The 20,140-nt window shown below is 49.3% G+C and carries 16 protein-coding genes and 2 pseudogenes; 5 read left to right on the top strand and 13 right to left on the bottom strand.

Features of this window, described 5'->3' with window-relative positions:
• A partial coding sequence (locus tag F0P93_RS31840; protein ID WP_225309727.1) for a hypothetical protein occupies nucleotides 1–266 on the top strand: 266 nt, incomplete at its 5' end.
• Nucleotide 267: 1 nt separating this feature from the next.
• On the opposite strand, the gene F0P93_RS30855 is transcribed toward F0P93_RS31840, so the two are convergent.
• The 3 genes and pseudogenes from F0P93_RS30855 to F0P93_RS30845 all read right to left on the bottom strand — a co-directional run bounded on the left by F0P93_RS30855 (nucleotide 268) and on the right by F0P93_RS30845 (nucleotide 2,511).
• The gene (locus tag F0P93_RS30855) at nucleotides 268–801 is read right to left on the bottom strand and encodes a response regulator transcription factor (protein ID WP_191908975.1); all 534 of its coding nucleotides are present in this window, start codon (nucleotides 799–801) and stop codon (nucleotides 268–270) included.
• A pseudogene (locus F0P93_RS32065) lies at nucleotides 782–940 on the bottom strand (response regulator); the annotation flags it as partial. The gene F0P93_RS30855 and the pseudogene F0P93_RS32065, both read right to left, overlap by 20 nt.
• 116 nt (nucleotides 941–1,056) lie before the next feature.
• Nucleotides 1,057–2,511: pseudogene (locus F0P93_RS30845) on the bottom strand (IS3 family transposase).
• 627 nt (nucleotides 2,512–3,138) lie between these two features.
• Here F0P93_RS30845 and F0P93_RS30840 point away from each other — a divergent pair.
• The 3 genes from F0P93_RS30840 to F0P93_RS30830 all read left to right on the top strand — a co-directional run bounded on the left by F0P93_RS30840 (nucleotide 3,139) and on the right by F0P93_RS30830 (nucleotide 5,345).
• Nucleotides 3,139–3,624 carry a VOC family protein gene (locus tag F0P93_RS30840; protein WP_191908974.1) on the top strand — a complete coding sequence of 162 codons (486 nt, stop codon included), beginning with the start codon at nucleotides 3,139–3,141 and terminating at the stop codon, nucleotides 3,622–3,624.
• 343 nt (nucleotides 3,625–3,967) lie between these two features.
• Nucleotides 3,968–4,561 (top strand): sensor histidine kinase, encoded by a 594-nt coding sequence (locus tag F0P93_RS30835; RefSeq protein WP_191908973.1) that lies wholly within the window; start codon nucleotides 3,968–3,970, stop codon nucleotides 4,559–4,561.
• Nucleotides 4,562–5,051: 490 nt separating this feature from the next.
• Complete coding sequence (locus F0P93_RS30830; RefSeq protein WP_150881650.1) at nucleotides 5,052–5,345, top strand: putative quinol monooxygenase; 294 nt, start codon at nucleotides 5,052–5,054, stop codon at nucleotides 5,343–5,345.
• A 560-nt stretch (nucleotides 5,346–5,905) separates the two neighbouring features.
• Here the strand turns inward: F0P93_RS30830 and F0P93_RS30825 are convergent.
• From F0P93_RS30825 to F0P93_RS30780, 10 genes are all read right to left on the bottom strand, one after another.
• A complete protein-coding gene (locus F0P93_RS30825) occupies nucleotides 5,906–9,139 on the bottom strand; it encodes a histidine kinase dimerization/phosphoacceptor domain -containing protein (protein WP_225309726.1) in 3,234 nt (1,077 codons plus the stop codon).
• Between the two features lie 106 nt (nucleotides 9,140–9,245).
• Nucleotides 9,246–9,758: a YybH family protein gene (locus tag F0P93_RS30820; RefSeq protein WP_150881648.1), complete on the bottom strand. Its 513-nt coding sequence runs from the start codon at nucleotides 9,756–9,758 to the stop codon at nucleotides 9,246–9,248.
• A gap of 18 nt (nucleotides 9,759–9,776) precedes the next feature.
• The gene (locus F0P93_RS30815) at nucleotides 9,777–10,181 is read right to left on the bottom strand and encodes a hypothetical protein (RefSeq protein WP_150881647.1); all 405 of its coding nucleotides are present in this window, start codon (nucleotides 10,179–10,181) and stop codon (nucleotides 9,777–9,779) included.
• Between the two features lie 82 nt (nucleotides 10,182–10,263).
• Nucleotides 10,264–10,800: a GNAT family N-acetyltransferase gene (locus F0P93_RS30810; RefSeq protein ID WP_150881646.1), complete on the bottom strand. Its 537-nt coding sequence runs from the start codon at nucleotides 10,798–10,800 to the stop codon at nucleotides 10,264–10,266.
• Between the two features lie 308 nt (nucleotides 10,801–11,108).
• A complete protein-coding gene (locus tag F0P93_RS30805) occupies nucleotides 11,109–11,603 on the bottom strand; it encodes a RidA family protein (RefSeq protein WP_150881645.1) in 495 nt (164 codons plus the stop codon).
• Between the two features lie 60 nt (nucleotides 11,604–11,663).
• Nucleotides 11,664–12,203, bottom strand: a complete 540-nt coding sequence (locus F0P93_RS30800) for a nuclear transport factor 2 family protein (RefSeq protein WP_150881644.1) — start codon at nucleotides 12,201–12,203, stop codon at nucleotides 11,664–11,666.
• A gap of 71 nt (nucleotides 12,204–12,274) precedes the next feature.
• Nucleotides 12,275–13,381: a nuclear transport factor 2 family protein gene (locus F0P93_RS30795; protein WP_150881643.1), complete on the bottom strand. Its 1,107-nt coding sequence runs from the start codon at nucleotides 13,379–13,381 to the stop codon at nucleotides 12,275–12,277.
• Between the two features lie 50 nt (nucleotides 13,382–13,431).
• Nucleotides 13,432–14,367, bottom strand: coding sequence for an NAD-dependent epimerase/dehydratase family protein (locus F0P93_RS30790; RefSeq protein ID WP_150881642.1), 936 nt, complete (start codon nucleotides 14,365–14,367; stop codon nucleotides 13,432–13,434).
• A 211-nt stretch (nucleotides 14,368–14,578) separates the two neighbouring features.
• The gene (locus tag F0P93_RS30785) at nucleotides 14,579–15,316 is read right to left on the bottom strand and encodes a LytR/AlgR family response regulator transcription factor (RefSeq protein ID WP_150881641.1); all 738 of its coding nucleotides are present in this window, start codon (nucleotides 15,314–15,316) and stop codon (nucleotides 14,579–14,581) included.
• A gap of 1,298 nt (nucleotides 15,317–16,614) precedes the next feature.
• Nucleotides 16,615–16,860: a hypothetical protein gene (locus F0P93_RS30780; RefSeq protein ID WP_150881640.1), complete on the bottom strand. Its 246-nt coding sequence runs from the start codon at nucleotides 16,858–16,860 to the stop codon at nucleotides 16,615–16,617.
• Between the two features lie 175 nt (nucleotides 16,861–17,035).
• Here F0P93_RS30780 and F0P93_RS30775 point away from each other — a divergent pair, with 175 nt between their 5' ends.
• Nucleotides 17,036–20,107: a SusC/RagA family TonB-linked outer membrane protein gene (locus F0P93_RS30775; protein ID WP_150881639.1), complete on the top strand. Its 3,072-nt coding sequence runs from the start codon at nucleotides 17,036–17,038 to the stop codon at nucleotides 20,105–20,107.
• Nucleotides 20,108–20,140 lie beyond the last annotated feature (33 nt).

Genomic DNA, 20,140 nt, shown 5'->3' with positions numbered 1-20,140 from the left:
GAAAGAAGGTACGTGGAGAGGTTGCTATAAAATGTCAACGTAGGCGTACTTTCGTTAACAGCGTTAATGCAAACAAAGTTGGGATGTTCTATAAATACACCCACTTATTGAGCGAGGATACCAAACCGAATTGGTACGCAGGTCTTCGCTACCAAATGGGGCCACCGCATCGGCGGACCGTCGTGGCGCGGCCAAAAATGAAAATTGGAGTTTTAATTTCGCTTTTTTGGTTGCACCTGCCGCTCATGGTGCCCGAAAATTCTTGACTCACGTCTCGTTTATCTGCCGGAGAAATTGCTTTTCCGTTCGATAACGCAGCGGAGAGCACGCAAAGGCCGTTTTGAACGAGGAGGAAAAATAAGACTGGCTTCCAAAACCGCACTGCCCGGCGATTCGTTCCAGGGACAAATCCGTGTTGATGAGATAATCCGTTGACTTTCGAAGGCGGAATTCTTTGAGCAACTCCAGAAAATTTTTGGAAAAATAACGCTTCAGATTCCGCTGGACTGCCGAGCGACTCATGACTAATCCGTCGGTCAATTTACTGAGCTGGTAATCTTTTTGGGAATAATGCGCTTCCAGTAGTTCCGTTACCCGTTTAACAAACTGAACAGTCAGGACAGCTTTTTCACCTTCCTGCTGGCAAATAATGGCCGTAACATCCGTTTTTAACTGAACATGATTTTTGACCTTTAGCAACAGCTCTTCTTTCAAAAAAGGCTTCGTTAAATAGTCGATTGCACCCTGTTTCAGACCCACAATCCGGTCTTCTCTGGCTACTTTAGCCGTCAGTAAAATCACGGGAATGTGCCGAAAGGTTTTGTTTGATGGTATGCAAAAACGTAAAACCATCCATCTGGGGCATCATGACATCGCAGATAATTATATCCGGCTGTATTTGTTTCAGCCGATATAAGGCTACTTTCCCATTGGTTGCCTGTTCAACAACATGTGTACGTCGTCAACCAAAAGTGGACCGATACGGGTGAAAAGAGAAGGTTTTAGCCACTTTGAACTCGCTGAAAAATATGCCGCGGCGGCGGACCGCTTTTTTCGTCATTGGGACAAGGTTAGCTGCTTAGTTTTTTGCCGATCTGCCAGAATCTGATCTTGGCGACCCCAGTAGGCATCCGCTGGCCGTACATTATCCAGTGATTCATGGTACCGGTGATGATTATAGTAGTCCACCCATTCAGCCAGACGTGTTCTTAGTTCATCGGGACTGTAATAGTGCTCCAATAACAGGACATTTTTCATGGATCGGTGCCGCGACGGCGGACCGTTAGCGTTCAATCTTACCTTGAGTCATTGGATGAAAGGGAGTGCTCCGAACATGATCAATGCCTTCCCCTTTCAAATACTCCTTCAGATACCGGGACACATAGGCTGAGTCATTGTCTGACAGAATACGAGGCCGCTGACCTGCCTTCAAACTACTGGCTCGCAAAGCGGCTTGCACCGTTCGCTCCACATCTACCGCTTGCATACCCGGACACAACTCCCAAGCCAGTATATAGCGTGAGTAGTCATCCAGCACGGTTGATAGATAATACCAACCCCAGTGCTTGATCTTGAAGTATGTAAAGTCAGTCTGCCAGAGTTGATTGGGAGCCGTAGTAGGATTGTAGAAATGATCAGCTGCTTCCATCAACCGATAAGCCGGAGTAGTCACCAGCCCTCGGCTCTTTAGAATACGGTAAACGCGGGGCCGCCCGGCGGTTGACTCTGACACAAACCAATGCTCATTATCAACGATATGACAGGCTAATTCTCGACACGAAAGATCGGGTCGCTCTAAGGCTAGTTCAACAATTCGGCTTTTCTCAACGGATGGCAGTTGGTTCCAGGTACTGGTACGTCGATAAGGCTGGTCAGCCAAACTATCAAAACCATCGCTTGAATAGCGTTCGTACCGCACGGGCGGCCCCGCATTCGTAGAAGGTTGACCGATTGATACCCAATTCGCGCAAAGTAGCTTTTACGCTAAGCGGTGACTGTTCGACTAAGGTGATGATCTCCGCACGGGCGGCCCCGCATTTTCTCTGACTTAGTCATATGGTGATAGGGATTAGTCGTCTGCTTTTAGGCTTTTTTTTAATAAGCGATTCTCCAAGCTCAGTTCGGCTACCAACTGTTTCAGAGCCTCATTCTCGGACTTGATGGACTGCACTTCGGGGGCAGTGGCTTCCCGGGTGGTATCGCCTGCCAAGCGCTTTTTGCCAGCTTCCAAAAACTCTTTACCGCATGGGCGGTCCCATCCATCGGTAATAGATGTTGGTGTTGAGCCCTTCCCGGCGGCAGATCTCGGCGACCGACTGCTCGCCCAGCAGCCCTTCCAGAACAATGCGCCGGGTGGCCGGTGCCAATCTTTTCTTCCGCGGTGTATTGCCGTCGGGTCTGCCGTTGAATGACTTTGATGAGGGAGAGTGCTGGTTTGCGCTCGGCGGTTGAAGTAACTGGTTGAGCCGTTTTAGATCGGCTAGGAGAGGACTTTTTGGTTGAATTGAACATAACTAAGGTGATTTGAGTGAAACAACGGGGTCGCCCGTGCGATTACTGAATTGTCTCTTCTCATTTTCACCCCTTTTGTCCACTTTCATTTGACGACGTACATCTAAATCCGATGTTAAAGAGTTGTCATCAGGCCATACAGTAAATGTACGTACGCTTAAGATGCTGATTCATACGTAAGTTATACAGAAATTTTTCGCTCTCTTTAGTAATAATCCATACAAATTTAACTCCCATGAAAGAGAGCCGATTAGAGCTAAAAATAAGCACTAAGTTAAAAGCCGCGATTGCCGCCCAATGTGAGGAGTGCGAGATTAGTGTATCACCTACAGTTGCAAAAAAAAACGGTCGGGTAGGAATAGTGATATTCGGACTTTAGCTCCCATAAAGCCGGAGACCGTGAGCTAGATATGCAACGAAAAACCAGCCAAGATTCTTTTTGTCGAGGGAAAAACGATCCGATTGAAAGCAGATGACAATGAAGCGATTACACTAAAAATCACAGTTAGCAACGGGACGATCACTCCTCGTTTACATTAAATCAGACTTATAACGAAGTAACAAATGATTCCTTTCAAGAAGAACAAGACTAGGGTAGCTTTCTATAAATGTGTCAAAATAATATTAATGGTACTTGGGGGTGCCCTGAGTGCGCTGGGGCAATCCAATTTTGCCAGCAAAACAATTGGCGTAGGGGTGGTAGTCGCCGATCTCGAACGGTCGCTTGACTTTTACGTGAATGGCATCGGTATGGTCAAAACCGGCAGCTTTACCATCAATGAAGAGTTCGGCAAACGTTCCGGCCTGACCAATGGTGTAGCCACGAACGTAACCATACTGAAGCTCGAAAACAGCCCTGAAGCAACCGACTGGAAGCTGATGAGTTTGGGCAGTAAACCGGCGCATCCGAAGCCCAAACATATTCAAGACGATACGGGCATGCAATATATCACCATTCAGGTAAAAGCCCTGCAACCCATCATCGACCGGCTAATGAAACTGAAGGTGCCGTTTCTGGGTAGCACCCCTACACCCCTGAATGCCAAAGCGCACTTTGTTTTTGTGCAGGATCCCGACGGTACTTTCATCGAGTTAATTGGTCCGCTTCAATAATCTTGAAAACTTGATTCTAACGGCGACGCTCTTTGCCAAAGGCGGCTCCCGCTTTTTCATGTTCTCGCTCTTTAGGTTCAGATGAAAAACAAGCTTTTTCGATTTGGTTTGCTAGCGAGTGGGCTGCTGTTCAGGTGCGTTTCATTGATGGGGTAACTAACACTGTTGAAGTAACCAATGGGATACTGTTCCAAACATCTTATCTCAACTATCTCTTAATGGATACGAATCGGTTTCTACAATTAGCTGCGATCCCGCTCCGGCGTACCGGTCGCTACATTACATGATCAGAAAAAGAGCCGTATAGTACAGGAGTTCCATCGATGCGGTATTGGCTCAAAAAGTGACTCAGTATTCCAACCAGACCCGCCAGGAAATTCAGCGTTTGGATCGGTTGCTGACCAAAGTTTTATTAAAACAGGTCATGCCCTTATTGCAGGGCGCACTCAAACCCGAACTTGTCGATTTGGTAGCTTTATTTCAGCATTTTCTTATGCATCAACTTTGGCAGGATGCGGCATACCAGCGGGTCATCTTCCAGACTGATTCAGATGAAGTCATTATCAGCGTGGAACCCATTATCCTCGAGCAGGTTCTGGAAAATCTGTTGAGTAATGCCCTAAAGTATTCGTCCAATTCGAACAAGCCGGTGGAAGTTGGATTAGAAACTTTGGCGACCGACATCCGCATCACGGTGAAGAATTACGGGATTGGTATTCCCGCAGAAGATCTGGAACACATTGGTAAGAGTTTTTTTCGGGGCTCCAATTCGACCTTGATCGCTGGGATTGGCTTGGGGCTTTCTTTATCGCATCAATTCATTCAGCAACACGGCGGACGGCTGGAGATTGAGAGCCAACTCGGCCGCTATACGCTATGTACAATTCTATTGCCCAGGAGCCCGTCGTATCAGGAAGAGCGTCCCTCTACGTTTTGAACTTTAAGAAACGGATTAAATTAATTCCAAATCCGTTTTAGCTTGTGGTATACCCATCTTAGAATACCCTCATATATAGGCAGCATCAACCCTGTACAGGCAAGCAAGATTAACCAGTTTTTATCCCAGCTATAGCGTTTAGTTTTAACAGCTTCCAAGCTTTTCTTTTGTAAGACACTTATATCGTCTATAAAACGGGTAATTATGAGGTTAAACTGTATATTTGTTGAATGGAAATTAAACAAAAGCTTCATTTTCAGGCCATTGGCTCACTTTTGGGCAATTAAATAGAACATAGCCACAGGCTTGCGTTTTGAATGGGTTTCCCAATCTGTTAATCCTTTGCTCCTTTCCTAACGCATCAAACCAGCGTTTCAAGTGACACAATCTATTTATACAATCGCATGTCTTAAATGAATTACAAAATGGATGACCAAGTCATATGTTTGTTAACTATCATACGTATTACAAACCTTTAGACTCATATATCATGGAAAAACTGTCATTACTTGCTCGTGTTCAAGCAAAACCTGGCCAAGAAGCTACTGTCGAGAACTTTCTGAAAGAAGCGCTGGCATTGGCTCAACTGGAAGAGGGCACCATCCGTTGGTATGCCTTCAAGATAAATGAGAATACGTTTGGTATTTTCGACACATTTGCCACCGAAGACGACCGGCAAGCCCACCTGAGCGGTGAAATTGCCAAGGCGTTGATGGCGAATGCTGATACTCTACTAAGTGTGCCCCCTGTGATCGAACAACTCGAATTACTTGCCGTTAAGTAACTATTATAGCAGGGTAGTGACTTTCATACTTTACTTGCCAAAGTACGAAAGTCACTACCTTGTTACAAGTCAAGCGATATTTGTATTACACTGAAATAGCCTTACCCAAATGATGACAAGGTATTTTGATTTTATAGCTTCTACTGAGTTAATTTTTTTATGCTTTTTGGAATGAACATTCTGACCTTGGAGTTGCCTCTAGTCGAATTACAAAATTAGCAGGTTCAAAAAGCTATAGATTTTGTGTACTGTCAACAAAAATGTAACTGCTATAAAATAGGCAGTTCGCCCAGAAGTATGATGTGACCTTCTGACAAATCAACCTTTTTGGATCTCATTTTTAGGACCTATTCAACTATAGCAAATTCAACTATAGCAAAAGCAATTTAGTGCCTAATGATCTTGTAATCATGGTTGTGAGTGGGATGAAAATGGCGGTGGATGCTATCACCCTTACTGAACACATAAGAAAGTACGTAGCACGGCTCTATAGCCCGAATACTAGCCGTTGTATACCCGATGACCAAACGATCCAGGGTAAGGTCCGGATTTGGCCGGACTCAGACAGTGGCCGATCTTTTGAATTGGAGTTTGACTAGCGTCCCGTCCTGGTGTTCGTAGGTCAGAATACCATCAAGCTGGAAGGTGAGCAAGTCCACCAACTGGGTCCCGAAGCCCGTTTCTTTGACGGCCTCGGCAGGCTGCTTGCCGATACCATTGTCGGCCACTTGCAGCAGCAATGAATCGTTGTCCATCCGCGTTAGACTGATGCGAATAGTGCCGTTGTCCTTGCCGACAAACGCATATTTAAGCGAGTTAGTCAGTAACTCGTTCGTTAGCAGTCCTATGGAAATTGCGGTGTCAATATCCAGCACCAGTTCAGGCATCGAACAATCGATGGTAATGCGGCCGACGGCATCGAACGAATGGAGGATGCTTTCGCTCAGGTTTTTAAAATAATCGCGCATTTCGATCGTCCCTAATTGGTTTCCCTGATAAAGTTTCTGGTGGAGGATACCCATGCTCTGCACCTGGTTCTGACTGGTCTGCATGGCTGCTTTTACGTTCGGGTCGGTGACTTTAGCCGACTGCAACGCCAGCAAACCCGACACCACGGCCAGGTTATTCTTGACCCGATGATGGATCTCTTTCAGCAGGAGTTCGTTCTGGGCGTTTTTTTGAGCAATCTCGTCGCGCTGCTGTTTAATGACTACCGCTTCCTGCAAGGCCAGCTCACGAGCTTGTTCCCGTAGACGGGCCTTCATCAGGTACCAAAAACCGAGTAAGAACAACAGTGCATAAACCCCATAAGCCCAGGGGCTTTGCCACCAGGCCGGGCTGATACCGATGCGCAAGGGTGTTGCCAGTTCACTCCAGACCCCGTCGCTGTTGCGGGCTTTCAGGTGAAACAGATACGTTCCTGGCTTCATCTGGGCAAAATTGACGGTGTTTTTCAGGCCGATGCTTACCCATTGTGGCTCGTCATTCGGTCCGGTCAGGGAATAGGAATATTCACGACTGCTGGTATTACGGTAATCCAGCAGCGCAAATTTTAGTTCTACCGTGTTTTCCCGGTGCGACAATGCCAACTTATTGGCTCGCCAGCGATCCGGGGGCAGAAGACGCATGGATTGCGTCCCGTCAATGTCGAAACAGGAAACTCCAATCAACCTCAGGGGCGACGAAGCTTTGGTAATGATCTGGGCGGTGACGTTTGGCCCAAACCGCCGTAAATAGGTCTGACAACCGTAATATACTTCGCCGGTTTTAGGCAGTGATATAATGGGCGTTGAGTAAACGGAGTTGCCCACGAACTGCGGAAACGTGGTTACGCGCTCCGTAAGGGGGTCAATACAGGATACTACCTGATGTTGGTTGAACCAGATTTTGCCAGTCCTGTCGAGGGTAGCGTGGGCAAAATAATCATCCGTAAACCCGTTGGTGATGCCATATTTTTTGAATCGCCCGGTTTTGACCGACAGCTTCTGTAAGGGAGCGGAATACCCACTCGTTATCCATACATCACCCTGTTTATCAATCAGGGGCGAAAAGGTGTAGTTGCTGGCCAGTCCATAAGGGTCGCCTTGGCGGAGCACAAACCGCTGCACTTGCCGGGTTCGTTTATTTACCCGACTGAGGCCGTGAGCAGATCCGCACACCCACACCGTGTTCTGGGCATCGACCGCAATCTTTTGCAGCGTGTTCGATAATAGACTGTTGGCATTGGTAGGGTCGTTTTTCCATTGTTCATAGGTACTCACCAGCCCTGTCTCGACCGATAAGCTGCCCTTTGGAATGCGGAAAAGTCCTTTCCCCCAGGTTGAAATCCAAAGGTCCTCATCCCGATCAAGGGCCGAAGCGATGGCATTCGGGATCGTATTACGCCCAGTCTTATCTAAACGGACGGGTGTGAGACGACCCGTTTTTTTGTCGTAAACGAACAGGCCAGCCTCCGCGCCTACAAGCAGGTAGCGATCAAAGCTGGTTCCGGTCACAGCTGGCAGTGGGCTGGTGAAATAAGTAAAGGGTTGTTTCAGTACAATCTTCATCTCTTCCCGGCCCGGCCGGGATTGGCCCGGATTATAGCGAATCAGGCCCAGATCGGTACTGATCCAGATGAAACCGTCCGAGTCGGGCATCAGACCCTCGGTCACAGGTCGGATCGGTACTGCACCGGCAGACGTGCCGGAGGGGATGTCCAACGTCGGCAGTTGAATGTTTGGGTGACTTTCCTGTCGGGGGTCGAAAAAAAGTGGGTTTTTGTCGCTTGTTCTCTCCAGCCAGATTAACCCCTGTCTATCTTCATACAGCGTTACCAATTCCTTGAGTTGTTCCCCATTGCTGATGGCTACGGGCGTGCATTGTTCCACGACGGTCCGGTCGGCTGAAATGCGGAAGATGTCGTTGTCGCAGCAAAGCCAAAGCCGCCCCACCCGATCTTCAAGAATCACTTTTGGAAACGGAATGGGTTTGCCGTCGGCCGTTCGCCGATCGAACCAATTGATTTGACCAGTTTTAGGGTTAAAAACCCGCAACCCGGTTTGGTCCGGAACTCCCATCCAGATCTTGCCCCGACGATCTTTGCAGAGGCCGTTAATCACATTAAGTTCATCAGTGGCGTTGATGACGGGTACCCCTAGTTTATTTACCGTCGGAAAGCACCGCCAACGGTTACTGGTTCGGTCAAACTGCTCGAACCCGGCCGTTGTGCAAACGTAAACATAGCCCGGCCTGGATTGGCCAGGTTTGGCGTGGCCTTGCGTGGCCCGGCCTGACGTGGCCCGGCCCAGCGATTCAACCAGAATAGGCGACAGCGGGTTGCCCTGCAACTGCCCTAGCTTGCCTGGTTTGGGCAAAAAACGGACCGTATGGCCCGTTTGGGGGTCGAACCGATTCATACCATAATCGCTCCCAATCCAGAGATAACCGGATTCATCGCGTTGAAGAAACCGGAGCTTATCCGACGATAAACTGGTGTTGTTGGTTGGCAGGTGCTGAAAATGGGTCACTTTGCCCGTTTGTTGATTGTAGGCATTAAGGCCCCCGTCGCGGGTAGTTATCCAGAACGTACCTCGCTCGTCCTGAATCATATCCGCCACCCGCCCCGAGGAGAGGGAGTTCAAATCCGCCGGATCGGAACGCACCGTTACGATCTCATGGCCATCGTACCTGCACAGTCCACTGCCGCTGACGAACCAAAGAAAATCGTCGCGGTCGGTAAAGAATCGATTAATGCTTAATTGATTTCGGTTGCGGCCCAGCGTTTCTTTGGGGGGTTCGTTGAAGTAAAGCATTGTGGATTGTGCCTGCCCGGCGGACGCGGACAGGCACAATAGCAGGAGGAGCCACCTAAAAACAACGTATCCATTCATGCTGACCGGTTCTTTAGCCCAAGCTACTTCACTTGTCCTTCTGATCCTCGTTGTTAATATCGCGGATGCAGATGAATTTTCCGTCGCGTTTTTCAAAAATGCCCATGTATTTGCCGGTGCTCACTACGTTGCCAGCCGCGTCTTTGACCGTTGTCTTTCCGACTTCGGTCACCAGGTCACCATCGCCGTACACGTCCATCGTCTCGTAGGAAACCGTAGTCCCGGCCTTACGCGCTTTCATACTTTTGAGCAACACCTGCCGGATTGCCGCCTTTCCCACACACATGGGTTCGTCATCGGCCATTTCTATGGCATCGTCTGCGTAGAGTGCCATTACCTTGTCGATGTCCCTGGCTGTTGTGGCATTGGCCCATTCAGTTTCAATGGCTTGAATCTCCGTTTTGATGGCGGCCATATCGGGTTTAGCCGCTACCTGCTCGGTTGCAATTTCCTGTTTTTGGGCGGGGGCGTTGCAACCGGTAACACAGACCGATGTAATGGCAACAATGGCCAGAATTCGGGAAAATGGATTGGTTTTCATTGGTTTGGTTTTGGCGATTTAGGGTACCCTCACTAAGCGACGGTAGAGTTCAACGGCTTTTATTTTCTCGTACACCATACCCAATTTTTTATCGGCTTCCTGAAACGATTTGTCGTCGTGGATTTTCTGGTACGCTTCGTTATTGGGCCAATTGCCCTCGAAGAAGTAGTGGTATTTGTCGGCTCCTTTTCCGGCTTCTTTGTAGAGCGTGTATCCGGCGTTACTGTACCCCAGGCGTTTAATGACCGTGTTCAACTCACCAATCACCGCCGACAACTGGGCCTCCGTTACACCGGCCGGCATATCGAACAGGTGGATACTTTTGAGTTGAGTCGTTGCCGTTTGCTGAGCCTGTGCAGAGGCCGACATGCCGAGGTTAACCAGCAACCAAAGAGCAGATAGGGAAATCAGGAGTTTTTTCATGAATTTGATTGATTAGTTTGACTGTTTTAAAATCGATACCCAGCCTTATAAGCTGGGCTTATCTGTGCTTATCAGTTCGGATTTATATAGTGTCGTCGGTTAAATCCAATTCCATAAACAACAAATAGTCTTTAAATTCTGCGGGAATTTCCATTTCTGGATACGCTTCAATGTCACGAAATCCAACACTTCTATATAAAGAGTGAGCCGCTTCCATAAACTTCGGACTGTCAAGCCGAAGTTTATTATAAACGACTTTTTTTGCTTCAATTAAAAGTCGGTTAAGGATAGCTCGTCCAGCCCCAATTCGTCTGATGGCTGGATCAACAAACATTCGTTTTATTTCACCGATGTCGGAGTTGATACGTTTTAGGCTTCCAAGTCCACATAGTTTACCGTCATAACTGGCCAGAATTAGCTGTCCGTAAGGAGGTTGAAACTTGTCAATCTGGTGGATGTCCTGTTCAACCGCTTCTTTGGGATTATGGGGATGGACACCGTAGAGTTCCTGCATTTTGTCGTTACCCCAAACTAAATAGTCAAACCATAATTTTTTAACGGCTTCCAGGTCGTCAGGAATGACAACCGTTCTTGTTTTTACTTTTTCACTTTTGTTCATCTGTTGACTGGGTTTTGGTTGTTTACTTTCTACAGATAGCTCAGCCACCACTGCTCTTTATGTGTTGTCTTGTAGGTATCATAATGATCTTAATTAGGCCCCGCAGTACGTCGATGGACTCGATGCGGTTTTTGATGAATGAAGGCACTGGATTGAGGGAGCCTGTGGTTGCCAATGTATCAGGGAGCGGAAAGGTCATTTCGATATAGCGGCTAACACTTGTCTATGTGTTCTGGAGGGTTTTGAATAGCTTCAGGCAGGAATCTGTAAAAACCGATGAGGCTCATCATCTAACCTGCTTGACTGAATCATCGCACTTTATAGGCTTCTAACTCAATCTCAATCAACTGACCGGGCAAGGCTAATTCCTTTACGCCAAACCACGACCCGGTCGGAAACTGCTTTTTGTAGATTGTATTTCGGTAAGCCGACTGGTTCACAAATTCGGGCATGTTCGTGGTCAGAATATTCTCCACCACAACGTCGTTCCAGGTGTAGCCATAGTGCTTCAAAATTTTGTCTAGATCGGTGTAGCAATTTTTCATTTGTTGCCCCAGATCACCCTTAGCCGTCAGGTTTCCTTTCTCGTCCATACTGACCGCACCCGATATTTTTAGTTCATTGCCAATCCGAACGGCATGGGAATAGCCATACGCTTTTTCGAGTTCGGGCCGTAACATAAAATACTCCGGTGCATCGGATTGAGCCGCTGGTTTCTCATCTGCTTTTTGTGGAGCGGTATTACAACCAACGGCAAACAGGATCAGGGCGGCAAAAACAGGAATAAATTGGTTAATTTTCATGGGCCTATCTACTAGAAAAATGGCTTCGAGGATATAGGTTATATATGCGCTCAGTCTTTGCTACTTGACGGCTACCGGTGCCGATGCCGACTCGTGGTAAAACGTTGCTTTCCACGCGCCGTTGATTTTGGTGAAGAGCATTGTTCCTGCTACGTGCTCAAACTTTATTTTCTGGCCGGTTTTGAGCGTTGCATTCTGTTCCATCGAGAACGTATAAAGTACCAGCGAGTCCGTCAAAACCCGAATCGCTTCCTTCGTTGGCTCGACACTCAACGTCTTCATCTGGCTAAACCCCTCTGCGTTCAGTTTTTTGAGCGCGTCGTAGTCGCCCAGGGTGCCATCGGGATTGACGGCCTGAAAATCAGGCGTATTTTCAAAGTAGGTCATGCACTTTTCAATGTCCAGTTTTTCGACCTGCTGGAAGAAGTCTTTGATAAGGCCAGAAATTTCCTTTTCAATCGCTTGCTTGTGTTCGGTTGTCATTGTCGACACGTCGGTCGTCTGGGAAGGTGTTTCTTTGGCGGGTGAACTACAACCGGCGGCAAATAGAAGCAAGGAAGCAAAAAGGGTCAGTACGGGGGCGAATGGCTTGGTTTTCATTGACTTGGTTGGGTTGTTTCGCCCGGTCTGCGACAATACAAACCGGGCTACTAGGGTGGGGATAGAATCGGTTATTTCTTACTCATAATCAGTATGGTAGGCTTGCCAATGACACCGTCTTTCCGCATCGTTTCCGCCAAATCCGGGCGGGCAAAAAAAGCCTTCGGTGCGTCGGGCGACGCCCACTCGCTGATGATACAGACCGTGTTGGGGTCGTCGGCCAGCATACTGACTTCGGCACTTAGTTCGCCCGCCAGCATTCGTTCGTTATAAAACAGATCGAAGCCTTTTTTCCAGGCGGCATAGTCGGCCACTTTGTGATAGACCATCGCTTTGACGAGTTTGGATTGTGTGTTGCGGCTGATCTTCCACTGCCCGTTCTCTTTGACCGCCGTGTTGCTGTAAGCCCCCTCCCTCACGATCCGCTCTCCTTTGGCCGACCGCCCCGTTAGGTGATAGGTTCCCGTGAAAATCACGCTGCCATCGAATTGCGGGCTAACATTGGCCAGCGAAACGACGTTGGTCACGTCTGCATCGACAAACCCCTGGGTGTAAAAGTCAATTATCGCAGCCCCTTTTGTGGTGGTGCTGTCCGTAGCCGTCCGCACGGCATCGGCGGTGAACATCGTTTTCAGGGTCGCTGCTTCCTCGCGGTTGTAGGCATCCTGAAACCGCTTCACCAGGTCGCGAATCTCAAGCCCCACCGTGTTCATTTTCCACTTGACCTGACTGATTTTCCACTGTCCGCCGACCTTGCCGATCAGCATTTCGTAGGTTCCCGCCGTGGGGTTGAGCTTCGCGCCGGTTTTCCGCACAAAATCGTAGCCGCTGACGGTCGTGCCGATTTTCACCTTGCCATCGGGTTGAGCCTCGGTACTGACCACTGTGAAGTCCATATACGACCCGGCCGTTTCGCCGAAATCGCGTACATAGTCGGCTTCAACATCGGCTTTAGAACCGGGTGTTACACTGCCATCGGGGTTTACCCAGCCCACATTGTCGGCAAAAAGGGTCATCAGCGTGGGCCGGTCGCCTTTATTGTAGGCGGTCTGGTAGGTTTTGGTAAAGGCAACCGCTTCGGGGTTGAGGCTCTGAGCGAGGGTGGTGGCTGCGAAGGCCGGGAGGAGCAGCAGCGTCAACAGCCGGGCTATGACGAAAAATAGGTTACTGGTTTTCATGGGTGAGTATGGTTATGTGAGTTGATCGGGTGAATTTCTAAGCCAGCCTTCTACACGGCCTGCCGTAATGTTTCCTGTGCCGACCTGAACGCTACGCCGAGGTCATTAATCGCCAGGGTGTTGCTGTATACACGTGCGGCTTCGCCTGCGGGCGGTTGCTGGTTCAGCATGAGCGACAGATCGGAGATGCGGTAACTTTCGCTCGAAAGAAGGTAGTTTTGGCCGTGCAAGCCCGACCGGGTAGCTGCCTGAAAAACGGCCTCGGCCACATCCCGCACATCCACCACCGAAAAGGCTAAATCGTTGGCAAACAGCATCTCGACGAATGGGTTGGGGACGATCTTGTTTTTAAACAGGTAGAGCATACCCATCGACGTTGAATCGGCGCGGGGCGACAAGCTGGTGCCAATGACAAAAACGGGCGAAACGGTAGTGATCTCGAAGGGTAAATCCGGGTTTGCCTCGATGAATTTCCGTACGACCTGGTTGGCCAGAAACTTGGCTTGTCCGTAGGGATGGTCTTCCGCACTGAACCAGGGCGTATCAGCTTCGGAAAATACCTGACCGGCGGGGTGGTTAGGGTGAGGCATTGGAAACGAAGTAGTATAGGACGCCACCGAAGCGATGAACACCACACTTTTGAGTCCCTCGGTTCGATTGGCAATGGCCAGAAAATTTTCTGTACCCCGGATGGTGGGGTCTAGCAGGTCGCGCTGCGGGTATTCTACTGCCAGCTGAAAAGGTGTGCCGCCGTGTACCACAATCGCGCAGCCCTGCATAAAGGACTCAAGTGCAGCTACATCGCGCACATTGCAGGGCACCAGCATCAGGTTTTCGGCCCTGTTGAGGGTGCTCAGGTGAGCGTACTTTTCGGCGTTGGCTGGGTCAGAAGCCGATACTTTTACGGCATATCCTTCAGACAGAAATTTTTGGGTGACGTAGCTGCCAATGAAGCCTGCTCCGCCAAGGATGCCAACTGTTTGCATACGGTTCTGCGATTAAGCCAATCTATAGGCCGGTGGAAATGGACGCGAAGTGGTTAGATTTGGCCGACAACGGATCTAAACTATCGCCAGCGTACTTCCCAGCCAAGTTCGCCTGGACGAATGCATCCTTTTACTGTCCGAAGGAGGGTATTTTCTTACCGGATGTGTGAACGGTCAGATCTCTGACTGACCAAGTGGCTGATATTGAGTCTCAAATGGTTTGAATTCGTTTCAGCAATGCCTCACGCAAGAGGTGGCTGAGCGGAATCGTTTTCCCCTTGATCCCGATATGGTTGTCGCCTACCTCATCGACCTGCGTCAGGTTCACCAGATAAGACCGGTGCACCCGCACAAAAAAGTTGGCCGGGAGTTTGTCTTCCATTACCTTCAGGGTCGTTGTCAGCAGGTATTCTTTGTCGGCCGTGTAGAGGTGGCAATAGTTGCGGTCGGCTTCCACGTAGAGAATATCGGCGATGAAAATCTTAACGATCTTTTCGCGGTGCCGCACAAAAATCCGGTCACTGAGCACAAAGGGCGCGTCGGGGGCAGGGCTGGTAGAGGTGGGAGGCTCGTCGGCCAGGCGGCTGATGGCCAGTTCGATAGCCCGTTGTAGCTCAATGGCCCGAATTGGCTTGGAAATGTAAGCGTAGGGACGGGTTTTTTTGGCGCGGGCAAAGGTGGCTTCATCGGTATTAGCCGTGACGTAAATAATCGGGATGTTCCATTGCTGGCGGATAGCATGGGCCGTGTCGATACCGTCGAGTGATCCTTTGAGACTGATATCCAGTAGAATCAGGTCAGGTCGGTTCGTTTCGACATTTCGAATAGCTTCTTCGCCCCGAGGAATGATCCCGCTTACTTCATAGCCGAGTTTGCCGAGTTGCAGGGCGATATCGGCAGCAATAATCATTTCGTCCTCCACAATGAGCACCTTTACGACGATGTCCATGTTATTTACTAGTCATTCGGCAAAAAAATAGTATGTGTCTACGGAGTGTCTACGGAATGGTGCAGCCGGTTTGATAGAGTTGGGTGCAGCGAATCTTCGGCAACGTGGACTGGACATTATCACAGGTAGACCGGACTGCCGGTGCGGCAAATCCGTTACGAAGATAGGCTCAATTTTTATTATTTGGAAAGACGCTTGGCCTCCTCATGTGACTGTTTTAGTTCTTGTTCTTTCACACCGGGGCCTTGAATGGCTGCAATGGCTGTCCTTCGCATTCAATAACGGATAGCACAAAAAGGGGATCAGAAGTGATTATTGGTACTCATTTTCTGAACCAATATCCTGACCCAATATGAGCCTCTTGTTTTGTTGTGTACTGATAGGGTTGTAAAGCTATAGGGTTTGATCAGGACAAGATCGAGTGAAAGCTTCATTGTGTAAACTGCCCCACATAGCACGGAGCATGCCATGCCAAGCATTTCAGGCCAAACTGACCCACCCCTTTTTTGAGTAGGAATCGTGGCACTGTTGTAGTTTTCGGAGGTAACTGACCCTCCTCCGACTATGGATAATCACTGAGTTCTTATGCACTCACTGCGTCAATTACTGCTGCTGAAGCATCAAGCTAAATCCATTCGCGAAATTGCCCGATCGCTGGCAATCGCTCGCAACACTATTCGGGGTGATTTGCGACTTTTGGTCCAGACGAATCTAACCACTCTATTGGATCAGACTGGATTTGATGGGTTTTCTGGAGAGCTAAAACTCTTCTTTACAAATCACAATTACCGGATTTTCATGAATTTTATATAAACATGCTGGGAATGAGTTGATTTTTGGCAATAATATTGGGTGTTAATTCAATTTTAGCAATTAATACCCTCGCTAACTACTTGGATTTCAATTTCGCTTTACTTTACTTTGTCTCTTGACTTGGTAGATTATAGTCTGTATCGCCCATTGCCTTACACCTTAATCACCCGGCTTGGCTTACTAACTTTTCATTCAAAAAATGAAAACCTGGTTTACATTTCTTCGCTTATCAGATCAACCCTTTGATCTGGTAACTGGAACTCATTTCAATACCGCGCTGGCTCTCACTTCCGGCTGTTGTTGCTAGTCACGCTATAGCAACTGGCTTTTTAGTACTCTCTTTTCAACTACCTTTTTATCTTATCGCAAGAAGTTTCCGTAGTCCTTCGGGATTCACTGTCTCATACTTTCTGCGAACCGTTTCACGAAACTTACTGGACCAGAAGAACGTCATTTTACTATACCTATACAATAGAACATGAATTTTATAAAAATCGTACCGATCCTTTTTTTTCATTCGGTATTTTTCTAAAAACCCTGCTTCTGGTAGCGGGTTCCGGAAAAGAACCAGGAGCGAATTCCAACCAGATGGTGACACTTTGCAAAGGCCCTGCCTGCAAGGTTCCTTCCCGCGCAGCCGCGCTACGATCACGAACGTCCGCGATCACATCCAAAGTGAAAGCCGATTCCAACCAGTTTCGGGGTTCAAAATCCGCCCAGTCTTCGCTCATAAAATCGATTTAATTCACTAAAACCCCACAAAGACCACCCAGACAACACAAAAAAGCCAACCCTGCGGCAACAGGGTTGGCTGGCTAAAAACAAGGCTCACTTTGGCAAATGATTCAGTCAGCCGCGCAAACGGCTGACTTGCTACCTCATTTTTTATTTAACCAGTACAAAACAATGAAAAAAAATTTATTTTTTCTTCTGTGGCTGATCATCTTACTTCAACCGGCGATTCTTTTCGCCCAGAATAATGGCCCGGTCATCAATGCAACACTATCCGGAAGGGTTATCGACGAAAAAACAAGAGAACCGCTGATCGGTGCTTCGGTTCAAATCAAGGGAACAACCAACGGGGCCATTACGGATGCAGAGGGGAAATTCGCCCTCAAAACCGGTCAAACCCTACCGTTCACGCTCATTGTCAATTCTATTGGATACACTTCCCGCGAGGTAGCCGCCGTTTCCAGCACCGTTGAAATTCTGCTTCGCGAAAACGTCAACCAACTCAGCGAACTGGTCGTCGTTGGGTATGGCACCCAGAAACGGAGCGACATTACCGGTTCCATTGCCTCCATTCCGGCAGAGGTCAAGGCCCAGCCCGTTGCATCGGCGGAGCGGCTGTTGCAGGGAGCCGTCGCCGGTGCTGTCGTCACGCAGACCTCGGGTCAGCCGGGGGGGGGCGTCAGCGTCCAGATTCGGGGCAATAACTCGATTACGGCGGGCAGCGATCCGCTGTACGTCATCGACGGTTTTCCGATCAACAACGATTACTCGCTGAACGACGCGGGTGTGACGAACGGTTCGAAAATTAACCCGTTATCGACCCTCAATACGGCTGATATTGAGTCCATCGACGTCCTGAAAGACGCGTCAGCGACGGCCATTTACGGCTCGCGGGGTGCCAACGGTGTGGTCATCATTACGACCAAAAACGCGTCGAAAAGCAAATCGTCCATCACCTACGACGGCTATTACGGGGTGCAGGAAGTGATCCGCACCGTCCCCTTACTGAACGCCGGCGAATGGTGGCAACTCCGGAAGGATGCCGCCCGTAATTCGGGTAAAAGCGTGACGATCCCGTCCACGATCGGCTATTCGCTCGATACCACCGGCGTCGGCACCGACTGGCAGGCTGCGGCTTTTCGCCAGGCACCCATCCAGAGCCACAGCCTTTCAATTCTGTCGGGTTCGGACAAAACCAAATTGGCCATTTCCGGCAATTACTTCAATCAGGAAGGAATTCTGCACAACACGGGTTTCAACCGGTTTTCGGCCCGTGTCAATATCATTCACGATTACAGCCAGAAACTTCGGCTCAGTGCCAATGTCACGGGCAGCACGAGCAAAGCCGATGTAGCCCCGGCGGCCATCGTTGGTAATCTCTTGTTAACCCCTCCGTCCCTTCCAATTTACCGGCAGGATGGTACGTTTGTGGTCAACAGCCCGTTTGAGTCCAGCCTGCAAAACCCGATCAACTCGCTCTATAACCAGTTGAACGAAACGAGAACAAACCGTTTTCTGGGAAATATTTCGGCCGATTACACGATAATCGACGGCTTAACGGCCAAAGTACTGTTCGGTGCGGATATCGTCGATAACAAGCAAAACCGTTATCTGCCTATTTCAACCGCAGAAGGGCAAAACTTGCAGGGCAATGCCATCGTGGGGTCCGCTTTTACGACCAACTGGCTGAATGAGAATACGCTGAGCTATGTCCGGGAGATCGACGCGAAGAACAAAATCGACGCGGTAATCGGGTTTACGGCTCAACAATCCGACGCCAAAGGGGCCGTTGCCGAAGCGGCCGGGTTTGCTACCGATGCGTTTTCGTACAACAACCTGGGTACCGGCATTACCAACCGGACGCCCAGTTCGTTTGCCACCAAATGGTCACTGGCTTCGTACCTAGGCCGGGTCAATTACGTGTATGACGACCGTTATTTGCTGACACTGACGCTGCGGGCCGACGGTTCCTCGCGGTTCGGAGCCGGTAACAAATGGGGGTATTTCCCGTCGGCGGCTTTCGGCTGGAACGTCAACAATGAATCCTTTTTCAAGGATGTGCAGAAAATAAGCCTGCTCAAGTTCCGGCTTAGCGCGGGGCTGACCGGCAACCAGAGCATTCCCCCCTACCAGTCTTTGTCGCAATTAAGCTACTTCCGGTATAACTTCTCCAATACGACCGTTTCCGGCTTTGCGCCAACCACCGTTCCGAATCCTGATCTGAGCTGGGAAAAAACCTTTCAGGTCGATGCCGGCATTGATGTAGGATTGCTGAACAACCGTATCCAGGTTGTTGCAGACTATTATTATAAAAAAACGACCGACCTGCTGCTGTCGCGTACCGTTCCGGGTACGTCCGGTCTGTCGGACTTCTACAACGGCCAGGGTTCGACCATCTACCAGAATATCGGTGCCGTATCGAACCAGGGCATCGAACTATACGTCAACTCCCGCAACCTGACCGGTAATCTGAAATGGAACACCATCCTGGTTTACTCGCGTAATTCCAACAAAATCCTGAGTCTGGGTGATGGTGTCGATCAGTACATTCCCTCCATTTCAGCCCCTTCCATTGCCAAAGTCGGTTACCCGGTCGGTTCCTTTATCGTATACCAGACCGACGGCATCATCCAAAATGGCGATGCTGCGCTGACTCCCCAAGCCAACAAAAGCCCGGGCGGACAGAAGTACAAGGACATCAACGGGGATGGTGTCATTACGCAGGCCGGCGACCGGATCGTTATTGCCAACCAGCCCGGTTTTACGGCGGGCCTGACCAATACGTTCAATTACAAGGGCTTCGACCTGACGATCTTCTTCCAGGGTACCATCGGCGGAAAAATTTACAATACGAACCGCGCCAATCTGGAGCTGGGAACGGGATACACGAATGCGTCACGTGATCTGCTCAACCGCTGGACGCCGACCAACACGAACACGGATGTGAAAGCCGCCTACCAGGACCCGGCCATCACAATCTCCGACCGGTTCATTGAAGACGGTACCTACGTCCGGCTGAAAAACATCTCGCTGGGGTATTCGATTCCGAAAAGCCTGCTCACCAAAGCGCGGATTACCAACTTGCGGATCTACGTGTCGGCCCAGAATGCCGCCACCTGGACGAACTATACCGGGTACGATCCGGAAGTCAGCCTGAACGGCCAGTCGCTGATCAACAGGGGCGTGGATTCGGGGGTGTATCCGAACAATAAATCCTATCAGGCCGGTATTTCCTTGTCATTTTAAAAATACTCCCACCCCAAAAGGAGGCTCTAACGC

Origin of the sequence: Larkinella humicola, assembly GCF_008727875.1 — a bacterium.
GTDB classification, from domain to species: Bacteria; Bacteroidota; Bacteroidia; order Cytophagales; family Spirosomataceae; genus Larkinella; species Larkinella humicola.
The sequence above is the reverse complement of the archived record's forward strand: the minus strand, read 5'-3'. Positions and strand labels throughout refer to the sequence as shown.